Annotated in this window: 9 protein-coding genes; 3 read left to right on the forward strand and 6 right to left on the reverse strand. The window is 55.8% G+C overall.

Annotated elements, in window-relative coordinates; genetic code table 11:
• Positions 1 to 138: 138 nt before the first annotated feature.
• Together ACFSSA_RS03495 and ACFSSA_RS03500 are read left to right on the forward strand one after the other, a co-directional pair.
• On the forward strand, positions 139 to 2,031 hold the full coding sequence (locus ACFSSA_RS03495; RefSeq protein ID WP_386818388.1) for an acyl-CoA thioesterase: 1,893 nt from the start codon (positions 139 to 141) through the stop codon (positions 2,029 to 2,031).
• 56 nt (positions 2,032 to 2,087) lie between these two features.
• Positions 2,088 to 2,390, forward strand: coding sequence for a Dabb family protein (locus ACFSSA_RS03500; RefSeq protein ID WP_386818389.1), 303 nt, complete (start codon positions 2,088 to 2,090; stop codon positions 2,388 to 2,390).
• Between the two features lie 50 nt (positions 2,391 to 2,440).
• Here ACFSSA_RS03500 and ACFSSA_RS03505 read toward each other — a convergent pair whose 3' ends face one another.
• From ACFSSA_RS03505 to ispD, 4 genes are all read right to left on the reverse strand, one after another.
• Entirely contained in the window at positions 2,441 to 3,652 is a 1,212-nt protein-coding gene (locus tag ACFSSA_RS03505; RefSeq protein ID WP_386818390.1) for a 4-hydroxy-3-methylbut-2-enyl diphosphate reductase, read from the reverse strand.
• A 122-nt stretch (positions 3,653 to 3,774) separates the two neighbouring features.
• Positions 3,775 to 4,449, reverse strand: coding sequence for a YwaF family protein (locus ACFSSA_RS03510; protein ID WP_386818391.1), 675 nt, complete (start codon positions 4,447 to 4,449; stop codon positions 3,775 to 3,777).
• A 3-nt stretch (positions 4,450 to 4,452) separates the two neighbouring features.
• Positions 4,453 to 5,754 (reverse strand): M16 family metallopeptidase, encoded by a 1,302-nt coding sequence (locus tag ACFSSA_RS03515; protein ID WP_386818392.1) that lies wholly within the window; start codon positions 5,752 to 5,754, stop codon positions 4,453 to 4,455.
• 52 nt (positions 5,755 to 5,806) lie between these two features.
• The gene (gene ispD / locus ACFSSA_RS03520; protein WP_386818393.1) at positions 5,807 to 6,451 is read right to left on the reverse strand and encodes a 2-C-methyl-D-erythritol 4-phosphate cytidylyltransferase; all 645 of its coding nucleotides are present in this window, start codon (positions 6,449 to 6,451) and stop codon (positions 5,807 to 5,809) included.
• Between the two features lie 165 nt (positions 6,452 to 6,616).
• Between ispD and ACFSSA_RS03525 the strand changes: the two genes are divergently transcribed.
• Positions 6,617 to 10,132 carry a proline dehydrogenase family protein gene (locus ACFSSA_RS03525; RefSeq protein WP_386818394.1) on the forward strand — a complete coding sequence of 1,172 codons (3,516 nt, stop codon included), beginning with the start codon at positions 6,617 to 6,619 and terminating at the stop codon, positions 10,130 to 10,132.
• Between the two features lie 44 nt (positions 10,133 to 10,176).
• On the opposite strand, the gene gatB is transcribed toward ACFSSA_RS03525, so the two are convergent.
• Together gatB and ACFSSA_RS03535 are read right to left on the reverse strand one after the other, a co-directional pair.
• Entirely contained in the window at positions 10,177 to 11,628 is a 1,452-nt protein-coding gene (gene gatB, locus ACFSSA_RS03530) for an Asp-tRNA(Asn)/Glu-tRNA(Gln) amidotransferase subunit GatB (protein WP_386818395.1), read from the reverse strand.
• Between the two features lie 184 nt (positions 11,629 to 11,812).
• A complete protein-coding gene (locus ACFSSA_RS03535; RefSeq protein WP_386818396.1) occupies positions 11,813 to 13,138 on the reverse strand; it encodes a homoserine dehydrogenase in 1,326 nt (441 codons plus the stop codon).
• Positions 13,139 to 13,245: the final 107 nt, after the last annotated feature.

A 13,245-nucleotide genomic window follows, 5' to 3' on the forward strand; every position in this document is an offset into this window, starting at 1 on the left:
GAAAGGTTGAACTTTAAACACTAAATTTCAATGAATCCTATCAGGTGTGGCGATTCGCCCGCAGGGGGAGGAATTGAGGCAGTAAAGGTCGGCTCGGAAGATGCTTGCGAAAAGTAAGGTTTGGCAGTTGTTTGGGGGATGAATTTGCGGTGGTTGAATGCTTTGCTGTGGGGGAACTCGGTTGCGCTGGCCTGGATGTGGGGCTTGGGACTGTTTTTCAGTATTCAGATTTCCTTCATGTTCGGCATGCAGGGGCTTCTGATGTTTGCCATACCGAACGCGCTCGGCCTGATGCTTTTTGGCTGGTTGACACAAATCGTGGCAAATCGTCACCAGGGTGGCCAGGAATCGCTCTCATTGTTCTTCGATAAATTTGCCAAACCTTTCCGGCTGATTTTTTATATTTATCAGATCGTGGCGCTGTCCCTGACGGTGTTTGCATTGGTGAAATACCTTTTTGTCCCGCTATTGGGATCCATGGATGCCCTGAGCGGTGCCGCAGTCATGGCGCTCGCCGTGTGTATGTCGGTCTTTGTTCTGCTGGCAGTCGGGTGCTTGCTCGGTGAGGAGTTTGGCATCCGGAAAATCAAGGCTGGGCATGCCTTGCTGGGCGGTTTGTTGGTTCTTTGTATCGTCACGATTCTGTTTTCCCTGAGTCCTCCCAATCTGGGTGAAGGCACGGCGGGGCTGGGCGGAGAGTATGGCTACACCTCGAATCGTTTCTGGGGGCTTGCCGTTCCGTTGGTCGTAGGATTGCTCTTCGGCCCCTGGTTGGATCTGCAGCATTGGCAACGTGCGATCCAGATCCACCGGGAAAAGACATCGATCCGGCTCAGCTATGTTTTCGGCGGGGCAATCTTCTTTCTGCTTTTACTTTTCCATGGCTCTTTGGCCATGTGGGTGATGGGCAATGCAAGTGGGACTGTGGTGCCGAACCAGTCTTCCCTGGATGACCTTACCTACGGACATCACATCGTGGTCCAATATTTCAGCGGAGCGAATTTTTCGGGAGGTTCCTGGCTTCCCGCCGCCTACTTTGGTTTCCTCTGTATTTGTATTCTTACCACCTTGGATAGCGGTTATGTGGCGCTTCGCTGGTTCCTTGAGAAAAACGTCGAAAAAAGTGAGAATATGCTTCTTTCGATCATTCCAAAACAGGTCGTTTCATCTCCGATTCCCACCTTCTTCCTGATCGCGATCATTACCATCATCGGATATTTCGCGAAGTTCGAGTTGGAGTATTTCATGGTGTTTTTCGCATCTTTCTTCGTAGGCTACGCGGCTTTGGCGATTGCGCGTTGCTTCGTGCCAAACTCGCAGCAACCGCTTCCACAGATCCGGATGTTCTCGATGGCTTGCTTGTGTCTCGTGATCTTCGCCTTCGGGTATATGGCTGATCAGAATGCCTTGATGTATCTGGGTTCCCTTTTGCCCCTGGCCTACGTGGTATGGTTGGTCGTGACCACGGATCTGCTCCGGCTGGTGACCGAAAAAGCCGGGGAGGTCATGGATGCTGCCGCGGAAATTCCGGCGATCAAAGCGATTTCAAAGCCCGAGCATGCCGTGGTGAAAACGGTGGTTTCCGCCCCTGAACCAGGCGGCACACATGATCTGGCAGGGCATTTCGAAGGGAAGTGGTTCGTTTATTCGATGATTGCGACCTACTCGGATACGAACTCCGTCGGGAATGTCTATTTTGGAATGTATCCGATGTATGTGGGGAAAACCCGTGAGCTTTTCTTCAATGCGGCCATGCCGGATTTCGATCTCAAAACGACCAAATTCTATATCCTCACCCGCTCCTTTGAGCACAAATTCGTCCGCGAGAGCCGTGAGTTCGATACGATCACGGTGAAAATCAAAGTGGCGGAAGCAAACCGGAAATTCTGCACCCTCGAGCATCAGATCTTTGGCTCGGAAGGCCAACTTCTCGGTAAAGGAAAGCAAAGCCTTCTGTTCGTCTCCTCGAAGGACTACGGGCTACTGGATATCCCCTCGGAGGTTTACACCGCCTTCATGAAATATCTGTAGTTGGTTCTACCGGAAACGGGTTGCCAGTTGTGACCAAGCTGGCAAGCTCGGGGTCTATGGAACACCACGTATATTTCTGGCTGAAAGATGAATTCAAGAACGATGAGGGCCGTGCCCGCATGGAGGCGGCTCTTACGGAGCTTGTAAAATCCCCGAACCCGGCTTCCGGCCATTGGGGAAAACCGGCTGCGACGGAGTCACGGCCTGTGACAGACCATTCATGGGATTACGGAATTTCTCTCAAGTTCAATGATCTCGAGTCCCACGAGAAGTATCAGAAAGCGGATCCCATCCACGACGCATTCTCCGGCGGACATCGCGAGATGTGGGCAAAGGTGATGGTCATGGACCTTGATTGATTGCCTTTTCGCGGAAACGGGGGGCTGGCTAGCTGGCCGGTCCCCCGGTTTTAGATTTCGAGCGGCGTCCCCCTGAGATCGAACACTTTCCTCACGGCTGCTTCAATCAGGTTGTTCGGGCACGAGGCGCCGGCTGTCAGCCCTATCGTAATATGATCTTTCCCCGAGAATACTTCCGCGTAATCAGTGGTCGTCTCCTGCGCGTGATGCAGATCGTAATGAACAATCAAGCCCAACGAGGTGATCTGTGACGCATCCCGGATGAAAAAGGTGGGCAGCTCTTTTTCCCCGATTTCCACGAGGTGGGCGGTATTGGATGAATTGTAACCGCCGACAACGAGTAAGAGGTCCATCCTGGTTTTCAACATGGTGAAGAGTGCGTCCTGCCGTTCCTGGGTGGCGCCGCAGATGGTATCGAACATACTGAAGTTTTCAGAAGAGCCATCCCTGTCCAATATGGCCTGGGCCAGCCGATTCTGTATTTCCTGGGTTTCACTCTTCAGCATGGTTGTCTGGTTGGCCACACCGATTTTCCTGAGATGTAGATCGGGATCGAAACCTTGCTTGTAGGAGCCCTTGAAACGATCGAGAAATGCCTGTTTGTCACCACCGTGGCGTATGTAATTGCAGACATGATCGGTATCCGCGAGCGTCAGGATGACCAGATAGTGTCCATTCTTTTCTTCGCCCAGTGCCCTAGAGGCGGTAGCGCGGGTTTCCTCATGGTTTTCCTTGCCGTGTATGATCGAGGTGATGCCTTCCTTGGCATAGCCACGAACCCGCCGCCACACCTTCATGACATCTCCGCAAGTTGTGTCCACGGTGTAGCAGCCACGTTCCTGGATCTTTTCCATGAAGGAAGTGGGAGCGCCAAATGCCGGGACAATGACCACGTCGTCTGGTTCGAGCTGATCGTAGCTTGCATCGATCTCTTTCCACGGAAGAGAGACGATATTCATGTCCCGCAGGTGCTGGTTGACATCCGGATTGTGAATGATTTCCCCGATGAGAAAAATTCGGTTGTCCGGAAAAACTTTCCGGGACGCGTATGCGAGATCGATCGCCCGCTCCACTCCGTAGCAGAAACCGAAGTCCTGTGCCAGAAGCAGTGTCGTATTGCCATGGGTGATCTTGCCGCCCTGATCCTTGATTTTTTCCACAAGGCTTGAGTGATAATGGACAGCGACCTCTGCGGAGACGAGCTCCATCACATCCGGACGGCGGACATTGACTCTGGGGCGGTTGCGGGCTTGCTCTGGCATGCCAGTAAGAGACACTAGAATGGGAAGGCCGGAAACCGGAAAATGCATTCCGCCTACGAGGCCGGAAATAAGAGCCGCGACAGGCAACCCATCGTTTCAAGCGGTGAACATTCTAGTTCCAATCAGGCTCTCCTCCGGAAAGGAAGGGCGAGTAGGAGGTAAAGCAGCAGGGCCAGCCCTTGCATCGCAAAAAGATAGAGCGGCCATGCTCCGAGATGATCGATCAGTGAAGGATTATCCGGAGGACGTGAGGAAAACGCGAAGTTTGTCTCCAGCAATGTATTCACGGCGAGGGAGAATACATGGTAGAGAATGGAAATCCCGAAAACCTCCAGCGGGGAACGCCACCAAGGTGCCTTAGGGCGCCATTTTAGCACGATAGGAATGTATAGCGCGGCGGCTACAATGGCGAAGTGCTGGACGAAAAAGTGGATGAAAGGGAGGCTGGGCGGACCATGGGAAATGGCGGGTGTGAGCAGTGCCTGGGTGGTTGCGGCAATCCCCCAGAAGTAAGTGAGCGTCAGTAGAATAGGCTTTTTGGTGAGAAGCGCGAAGCCTGCCACGATCGCCGCAAGATCACAAAGATGCAGCGGTAGGACATTGTCCAGCGATACCGGATATCCACGCCATGCGAAAAGCGCGAAGGGATAGGAAGCTAGGCACAGAAATGCGAGGAGTGCGGTGACAATGCCCTGATTTCTTTCCGAACGTTTTGCAAAAAGAATCAATCCGGCAATGATCGCAAAACCAATGCCCAATGTGATGAAATGCTGGGAACCGAATGGATGGAAAGGCATTGGCTAGGAGCGGATTTCCGCAGTGGCGGGCTGTTGGGCGAAAATTGTTTTCGCGATGGCCTGCACTTGTTCCCCGGTGACATTGAGGAAATTTTCACGGGCTTCCTGGGGTGATGGGATCCGATTGTAAAATAGCAGCCCCTCACCGGCCCATGCGGCGTGCGCGGCGGTGGATTCGAAAGCTAGTTTCGACTGGGCGATGGCAAGGCGTTTTGCGCGCTCCAGTTCGCCGGGACGTGGGCCGTTGTCGGCGAGATCCTGTGTCTCGCGAAAGATGGTCTCCATTGACTCGTCACGGGAATCCGGATCCAGCCCTGCGAGGATCTGCAGGGCACCTGTTTCATGGAAAAGAGTCGTTTCACTACCCACCTGATAGCAAAGGCCACGTTCCTCGCGCAGCTCGGTAAAAAGACGGGAAGAGGAGGACTCTCCCAATATCAGGGAAAGCATGCGCAGCGCGTGCCGTTGCCCGGAATGTCTGCCCGGGGTATGCCATGCAAGGCCTAGCTGTAGCTGATCGGTCGGACGATTTTCGATGATCTCGCGTGAGGGGGAAGGGCTGTAGGCCTGTTGCAAGGCGGGCTTTTTAAACTTTTTAGGCATCTGCGGGAGCAGGCTGGCCAGGATTTCCTCAGCGCTCATCGGACCGGCGGTAGCGATGACCAGATCCTTCCGGAAGTGATGCTCCTTCGCGAAATGCTTGAGCGAGGAACGGGAGATTTTTTCAATGGATTCCAGAGAGCCGGAAATGGATTGCCCGAGCGGGTGCGAGGGCCAGAGGGCGCTGGCGAGAAGGTCATTGATGTGATCCGATGGAGATTCCCGGATCATGGTGATTTCTTCTCCGATGACATCGCGTTCCAATTCGATTTCGTTGGATGGAAAGGTGGAATGCCAGACCATATCAGCCAGGACTTCGATGAGCACAGGCATGAGCTCTGCCTCACCCTGGGCCTCATACACGGTGTGGTCTTCTGAGGTAGCCGCGTTTGCCTGGCCTCCACCGGACTCGATGGCAAGGGTGAGTTCCTTTGCCGAGCGGGTCTTGGTGCCTTTGAAGGCCATGTGCTCGGAAAAATGGGCGAGCCCCGCGGGTATATTCCCGATCTCGTCCCGGGAGCCGACCGGGATATAAATCGAGACGGCTGCGCATTCAGACTCCGGCAGATGGGAGTGTGCGAGGCGTGGACCGCCGGGTAGATCGTGGGTGGAATAGGTGGCAGGCACGGTTTCGGAAAAAGGTTGCTCCGCAGGCTTGCGGATGTGTGGGAGGGATAAATGTGTTTCGCGGGAATCCCAATTCAAATCTCAGGCATTTCGCAGGAGAGGTTCGGGATCCCGGCAAAACGATGCGTGGCTAGAGGGTCTGGAGATCCGCAGGTGTGGTGATCTTGGTGTTGGGTGAGGTGGAAGGGATGAGTTTCACCTTCTCTCCCAAAGCTTCGATGGCGGAGGTCTCATCGGTCACAAGAATATTTTCTTCCAGGATGTGACGATAGGCGGAGCGTAGGAGATCGGCTTGAAAAATCTGGGGAGTCTCCATGAACCAGAGGTTTTCCCGTGAAATGGCACCGATCATGAAATCCGAGTCGTCGGAGCGCTTGAGGGTCTCCGTCACTCTTCTGGCCAGTGATGCAGCGCCGTGCTCCTTTGCTGCTAGCACGGTCGCGGCGATATCCGCTTGGGAGACGAGTGGCCTGGCTGCATCGTGCACTGCGATGAAATCGCTTTTTCCGGAAACCACTGCTAGGCCGGCTGCTACCGAGAGGTGACGCTCTTCCCCGCCATCGATACGGATCAGGGGTTTGGTGAAACGCGATTGATCCAGCAGCGACATCCGTTCCTGCGGAGTCACCAGAATGATCTCGGCGATATCCGGGCAATCCATGAAAGTGGCGACCGTGCGGGCAAGGACCGGGATACCCCCAAGGGATGCGGCTAATTTATCGAAGCCCATGCGGCGGCTGGAGCCGGCGGCGACAATGATGGCTGTGCAGTTCATGAGCGGATTTTTAAGACGGGGAAATTGAACTACAAGGATGGACGCGTGGAAAGGAGAGTCTGTCGATGGGGGAGAAGCGTTTGATAACTTGTGCTTCTCTGTCATGGTATGCGGATCATTTAGTTCCCGGTGCATTTTGTATCGGGAAAAGCCGAAATTTTCCTCATGAAGCATACCCGATCCAACCAGCTTATCTCAGAAATAAAAAATCATCCGGAGGACGACGCACTGCTTGCAAAAATGGCGGTGGAGCTGGCTGGTGAGCTGCTCGGGGAGAGCCGGGTGGCGATGAACGGGCCGGAAAAACGCCAGGGTGCGAAGCTCGCGCGGATGATGAAGGACGCATCCGGAAAAGCGTTTACTCTGGCGATGGCAGATCAGGTCTTCCGTCCACCTTCCTCCGCACGATCCGCCTCACAGTTCCGGAACCTGGTGAGCACCTTCGGCGTGCCGGAATATCTGTCTGCGCACGAACGCGCCGGAATGTTTGTGGGCTCTGCGGCATCGGCTGTTTTCCCGGGAATTGTTATGCCGGCGGTGACCGGAGCCATGCGGCACGAAAGCTCGTCGGTGATTTTGCCCGCAGAGAACGATAAGCTCAAACCACTCCTCGGAAAGCGGGCGAGAGACGGCATGCGCATGAATCTGAATCTGCTGGGCGAGGCGATTTTGGGAGAAGAGGAGGCGGAGAAACGGATTCAAGCGGTTTTGGACCGCATCGCGGACCCCGATATCACGTATATCTCGGTGAAAATTTCCGCGATACACAGCCAGATCCATCTTGTCGCTTATGAGGAAACGGTGGAGGAAGTCAAAACCCGGCTGCGCAGGCTTTATCGTGCAGCGATGGAAAATCCGGTGGAAGGTAAGGCAAAGTTTGTGAATCTCGATATGGAAGAATACCGGGATTTGAGGCTTACCTGTGATGTCTTCCAGCAGTTGCTTGACGAGCCGGAGTTTCTGGAACTGGAGGCGGGAATTGTCCTTCAGGCGTATCTGGCGGACTCCTGGAGTTTCCAAAAACAGCTCAACGATTGGGCGAAAGCGCGGAAGCAAAGAGGTGGCGCGGGAATTAAGATCCGCATCGTGAAAGGCGCGAATCTGGCGATGGAATCGGTGGATTCCGAGCTGCATGGCTGGGAAACCGCCCCTTACTCGTCCAAAGAAGAGGTGGATGCGAACTTCAAAAGAATGCTCCACGAAGGCTGCAAACCGGAGAATGCGGCTGCGGTAAAAATCGGTGTGGGAAGCCACAATCTCTTCGATGTCGCCTATGCGCTTCTGCTGCGGGAACGGGAAGGAGTGAAGGAAAGAATCGAGTTCGAAATGCTCGAAGGTATGGCAAATCACCAGGCGAGAGTGGTGCGGGATGCTGCCTCGGGGTTGTTGCTTTATGCGCCAATTGTGCGAAGGGAGGATTTCCACCATGCGATCGCATACCTGGTGCGCCGGCTGGACGAGAATACTTCCGAGGAGAATTTTCTCCATGATCTTTTCAGCATCGAGAAGGGCAATTCCGCCTGGGAATCACAGAAGGCGCGATTTCTTGCCGCCTGTGCGAGGAAGGACGATGTCAGCGCGGAGCCGAAACGGCACGAAGACCGGAACCGCGAAGCGTTTTCCATGCAATCTGAGACTGCGGCATTTGAAAACGCGGCTGATACCGATTGGGCCTTGCGGGTAAATTCCAAATGGGCGCGGGATAAGGTTAGGGAAGTGAAAGAGGCTGAGGTGCCAGTGGTGCCTTTGGTCATCGCGGGAGCGGAGGAGGCCGGATTCAGCAATGATACGGTGGAGGATCCATCGATCCCCCGGAAAGTTTCCTACATGCATGCGATGGCTGGCGCGGAGCAGATTGAGCGGGCTCTCGCCTGTGCTGTGGAATGCCGTGGAGAGTGGGTGGCTCTTGGCTTTGCGAAGCGTGCTGAGATTTTACGAGATGTGGCGGTGGAGCTCGCGAAGATCCGCGGCGAAGCGATTGCCACGATGGTGAAGGATGCCGGGAAAAGCGTAATGGAGGGAGATGCGGAAATTTCCGAAGCGATCGATTTTGCGAATTACTATGCGCGTAGTATAGAGTCCGATGGTGCGGAGCTGGAGCCCTTCGGAACGGTGCTGGTCACTCCCCCGTGGAATTTTCCTTTCGCGATCCCGTGTGGCAGTGTGCTGGCAGCCTTGGTAGCTGGAAATACGGTGATTTTGAAGCCCGCCCCCGAGACGGTTCTCACCGCGTGGGTAATGGTGCAGGCGCTGTGGCGTGCGGGTATTCCGCGGGATGTGCTACAGTTCCTGCCGTGCCCGGATAACGAGCTTGGGAAATCCCTGGTGACGGATGACCGTGTCGGTGCGGTGGTTCTGACAGGTGGGCACGAGACGGCGGAGATGTTCCTGGGCTGGAAGCCTGAGCTGCATCTCTTTGCGGAAACCAGTGGGAAAAATTCACTGATCATTACCGCAGCGGCGGATCTGGATCAGGCAGTGAAAGATCTGGTGAAAAGTGCCTTCGGGCACTCGGGCCAGAAATGCTCGGCTGCATCCCTGGCCATCGTGGAGGGTGAAATTTATGATCACCCGGGATTCCGTCGGCAACTGCGTGATGCTGCGGCTTCATTGGTGGTGGGACCTTCCTGGGATTTCCAATCGTTCGCGACTCCCGTTATCCGACCTCCGGGGGAGGCATTGGAGCGCGCGCTGACCACCTTGGATCCAGGTGAAGAGTGGCTACTCAAGCCCGAGATGATCGATGGAAATCCTTGCCTGTGGTCACCGGGGATCAAGATCGGGGTTAAACCGGGTGGGTGGTTTCAACGAACGGAATGCTTCGGGCCGGTGCTGGGGGTGGTGCGTGCGGAAAATCTTGAGGATGCGATGCGGATCCAGAACGATTCGCCGTTTGGTCTGACGGGTGGGATCCACTCGCTCGACGATCGGGAAACGAGCCTCTGGAAAGAAACGGTGGAGGTGGGGAATGCGTATGTGAACCGACCTATCACCGGAGCGATTGTTCAACGCCAACCCTTCGGCGGATGGAAGCGATCCTACTTCGGTCCCGGGGCGAAGGCCGGTGGTCCAAACTATGTGGCGCAGTTCGGGCGTTGGAGAAACGTGACGCTGCCTGCAAAGGGGGTGGCTGGTAGCGATGCTTTTCTGGAAAAACTGCAACGGGCCCTCCCGGCTGAATCGGAAGCGTTGGTAGCCATTTCACATAGCGACAGGTTCTGGAAGGAAAAGGAATTCGGGGTGGAGCACGATCCAAGTGCGTTGCGGTGCGAGGCGAACATTTTCCGCTACCGGAAATTCAAAGGAGCCTTTGTGCGTATTGAGGCAGGATTGAGCGATCGCGATGCGGCGCGTTTGTTGCTCGTGGCTGAAGCTATTGGAGTGCCGTATGAGGTTTCCTCGGAAATTCGTCGTGAGTGGATGGAAGAGCTCGGGCTCCGGGCGACGGTGGAGTCTGAAATTGAGCTGTTGGAACGGTTTCCCAAGAATCCGAAAACCATCGATCTTCTAAGGGCCCCCAACGCATCCGGTGAGCTGAGAAGGGCCGCAAACCAGGCGGGGATCCGGATCGCGGCAGCTTCTGTGGTATGGAACGCCAGATTGGAGTGGCCGGCTTGGCTGCGTGAGCAGGCAATTAGCGAGACGCTGCACCGATATGGGAATATCGTGGCGAAGGGATAGGTCTGCCAACTTCTGATCTACTAAGCCGCCTGCCCTTATCCGGATTACAAAAGCTTCGCTCGCAGCAGGTCTGTGACCTGTTTGGGGTTGGGCTTGGTGGGAGCGCTCTTCATGACTTTTCCAGTGAGGAAGTTGAGAAGCTTTTCGTTGCCGGCCTTGATGGCTTCGACTTCGGCGGGGTTCTCGGCGATGGCGGCATCCACCAAGGCTTCGAGGTCTCCGGCGGAGGCGGGTTTGAATCCTTTTTGATCAACGATTTTTTCAACTTCCTGATCGGGATTTTCGAGGAGTTCGGCGAGGACTTCTGTGGCTTGGCCGGTGGAGAGGGTATCGCTGGAGGTGAGCTGGGCAATCTGCTTGAATTTCGCCTCGGAGATCGGGGAAGTCTCGATGGTGAAGCCAGCCTGGTTGAGGGAACCGAGGTAGGTGTTGAGGATGAAGTTCGCAAGCTTCTGCGGCTTCGGGGAGCTAGCGGCGAGTTCCTCGAAAAGGCCGGAGGTGGCGAGACTGGAGGAGAGCTCTGCGGCGGAGTTTTTGTTGAGCTTGTAGTCGGCCTCGAAGCGGGCGATGCGTGCGAGGCGCGGTTCGGGGACGAGCGGCCTGACTTTTTCCAAAAGCGGCTCAGTGGCGATGGGAAGGAGATCCGGGCAGGGGAAGTAGCGGTAGTCGTGGGCATCCTCCTTGGTGCGCATGAGCTGGGTTTCGCCGAGATCGTCGTTCCAGCGGCGGGTGGATTGGATCTGGGGGATTCCGGCATTGAGTTCTTCGGTCTGGCGCTCAATCTCGTAGTGGATGGAGCGGCGGATGGCGGAGAAGGAGTTGAGGTTTTTCAGCTCTACCTTCGCGCCCAAAGGATCGGATTCGTTTTTACGCAGGGAGATGTTTACGTCGCAGCGAAGGTTTCCTTTTTCCAGATCCGCATCCGAGGTGTTGCAGGAATGGAGGATCATCTGCAGGGAGCGGAGGTAGGCGAAAGCTTCCTCGGCAGACTCGATGTCCGGCTCTGTGACGATCTCCATCAGCGGCGTGCCGGCGCGGTTGAAGTCAATGAGAGAGGTGGTGGCGAGGTGGGTGGATTTTGCGACATCCTCCTCGAGATGGATGCGGTTGAGCCGGACGACTTTGTTCGGGGTCTTGATGTCCTTGCGTGCGTCAGTGGGGTAGCAATCGTCAAAGAGGGGCACACCACCGCCGAGGCAAAGGGGAAAATCCATCTGCGTTGTCTGGTAGTTTTTCGGCATGTCCGGGTAAAAGTAATTCTTTCGATCCCAGCGTGAGTATTCGGGAGACCCGCAACCGAGAGCGAGGCCGGTGAGAAGAGTTTTCTCGATGGCGCGCCGATTTAGGACGGGCAATGCGCCTGGATATCCAAGGCAGACGGGGCAGGTGTTGGTGTTCGGGTCGTCGCCGAATGAGGTGCGACAGGCGCAGAACATTTTGGTGTCGGTATTCACCTGGGCGTGGACTTCGAGGCCGATGGTTACGAGGTAGGACATGGGAAAGAGGATGATGCTAGTGCCGGATGATCAGCGGGAGACTGGAATGTGGGGGAGAGGTTAAACTGCCGGGACGCTACGGTTGCAAAGGATGATTTTTTGAATCGATGGTTCCGATGTCAGAGATATTGCCTCGGGATCGTTTTGAGATGTAATCCATTCTTCAAATTCCTGGAAAAGCTGCTCAGCCAAGGTTTTCGATGCGGAAGACCACGGGTGCGGAGTTGGTGCAATCCAGGGCCTCGATCTCGGCAAGAGCCTTCGTGAGCTTTCCGAAGGGACAGGTGTGGAGCAGGAAAACCATATCGACGAATTCCGCATCGGGATTGGAGGAATCGACGGGCGAGTGGGTGCCGGAGATGCCGATGCTGTGATTGGCGAGGACGCTGGCGATTTGGGCGACGACACCAATCTGATCGGTGACATCGAAGCGGACGTAATAAGCAGTGGTGGTTTCCTCAATGGGGACCAGGGTGCCGGCCTCGCGGTATGGGAGGAAACCGCGGTGGCGGGATGTGTGGGCGAGGTCGCGGGCGGCTTCGACGAGGTCGGCGACGACGGAGGAAGCGGTAGGGCCTTGGCCTGCTCCCCGGCCGTAGAAGAGGGATTCACCGGCGGCATCCGCGTTGACAGCGACAGCGTTGAAGACTCCGTTGACGGCCGCAAGGATGTGATTTTTTGCGATGAAGGAAGGCTGCACGCGTAGCTCGACGGCTCCGCAATCACGCTCGCGGACAATAGCGAGGAGCTTGATGACGTAGCCGAGGGACTTCGCGAAACTGATATCTGTGGGGCGGACCTGCTCGATGCCAGTGACGTAGATTTGTTCCGGATCAATGGGGAAACCGTAGGCCAGTGTGGCAAGAAGTATCGCCTTGTGGGCGGCGTCCCAGCCGTTGACGTCGAGGGCGGGATCGGCTTCCGCGTAGCCCAAGTCCTGCGCTTCCTGGAGGGCCTCGGGGTAGTCGATGCCGCGGAGGGTCATTTGCTCGAGGATGTAGTTCGAGGTGCCGTTGATGATACCGGTGAATGAGTGGATCTGGTTCCCGACGAAGGAATCCTGGACGGTTTTGACGATGGGGATGCCACCTGCGATGGCGGCTTCAAAGAAAATCGGCGTTTCCATTTTACGGGAAATGGCGAATAGCTCGACGCCGCGCTCCGCGAGCAGGGCTTTGTTGCCCGTGACGACAGGCTTTTTCGCCAACAGGGCGGCCGCGACGATCTCGAAGGCATCGGAAGTGCCACCGATGAGCTCGACAACGATGTCTACCGCCGGGTCCTGGACGAGCTCGTGCCAATCGGTAGTGAGTATCTCCCGGGGGACGGTCGAGGTAGTGGCGCGTGTTTTGGCCAGGTCACGGACGAGAATTTTTGAAATCTGGAGAGAAACCCCTTTTCCCGTGCGGTCTGAGATGAGATCGCCGTTTTTCTCAAGTGTGTTCCACACGCCGGAACCCACGGTCCCAAAGCCTGCAAGGCCGATTCCTAGTTTTTTACATTCGCTCACGCGGGGAGATTGCGTCAGGGAACGGGTGCTTGGCAAGGATGAGTCGCCCTCTTCTGGAAGGGGCGGGGGTTCTTCCAGTATGTGGAAAAGCCGGCGGGTGGCCGGCT

Origin of the sequence: Luteolibacter algae (assembly GCF_042683045.1) — a bacterium.
Lineage (GTDB): Bacteria > Verrucomicrobiota > Verrucomicrobiia > Verrucomicrobiales > Akkermansiaceae > Luteolibacter > Luteolibacter algae.

Excerpts from the sequence above, each read along its gene's own strand:
- gatB (WP_386818395.1), bottom strand. The coding sequence starts at position 11,628 with ATGTCCTACCTCGTAACCATCGGCCTCGAAGTCCACGCCCAGGTGAAT.
- ispD (WP_386818393.1), bottom strand. The coding sequence starts at position 6,451 with ATGAACTGCACAGCCATCATTGTCGCCGCCGGCTCCAGCCGCCGCATG.
- ACFSSA_RS03505 (WP_386818390.1), bottom strand. The coding sequence starts at position 3,652 with ATGCCAGAGCAAGCCCGCAACCGCCCCAGAGTCAATGTCCGCCGTCCG.
- ACFSSA_RS03510 (WP_386818391.1), bottom strand. The coding sequence starts at position 4,449 with ATGCCTTTCCATCCATTCGGTTCCCAGCATTTCATCACATTGGGCATT.
- ACFSSA_RS03495 (WP_386818388.1), top strand. The coding sequence starts at position 139 with ATGAATTTGCGGTGGTTGAATGCTTTGCTGTGGGGGAACTCGGTTGCG.
- ACFSSA_RS03500 (WP_386818389.1), top strand. The coding sequence starts at position 2,088 with ATGGAACACCACGTATATTTCTGGCTGAAAGATGAATTCAAGAACGAT.
- ACFSSA_RS03525 (WP_386818394.1), top strand. The coding sequence starts at position 6,617 with ATGAAGCATACCCGATCCAACCAGCTTATCTCAGAAATAAAAAATCAT.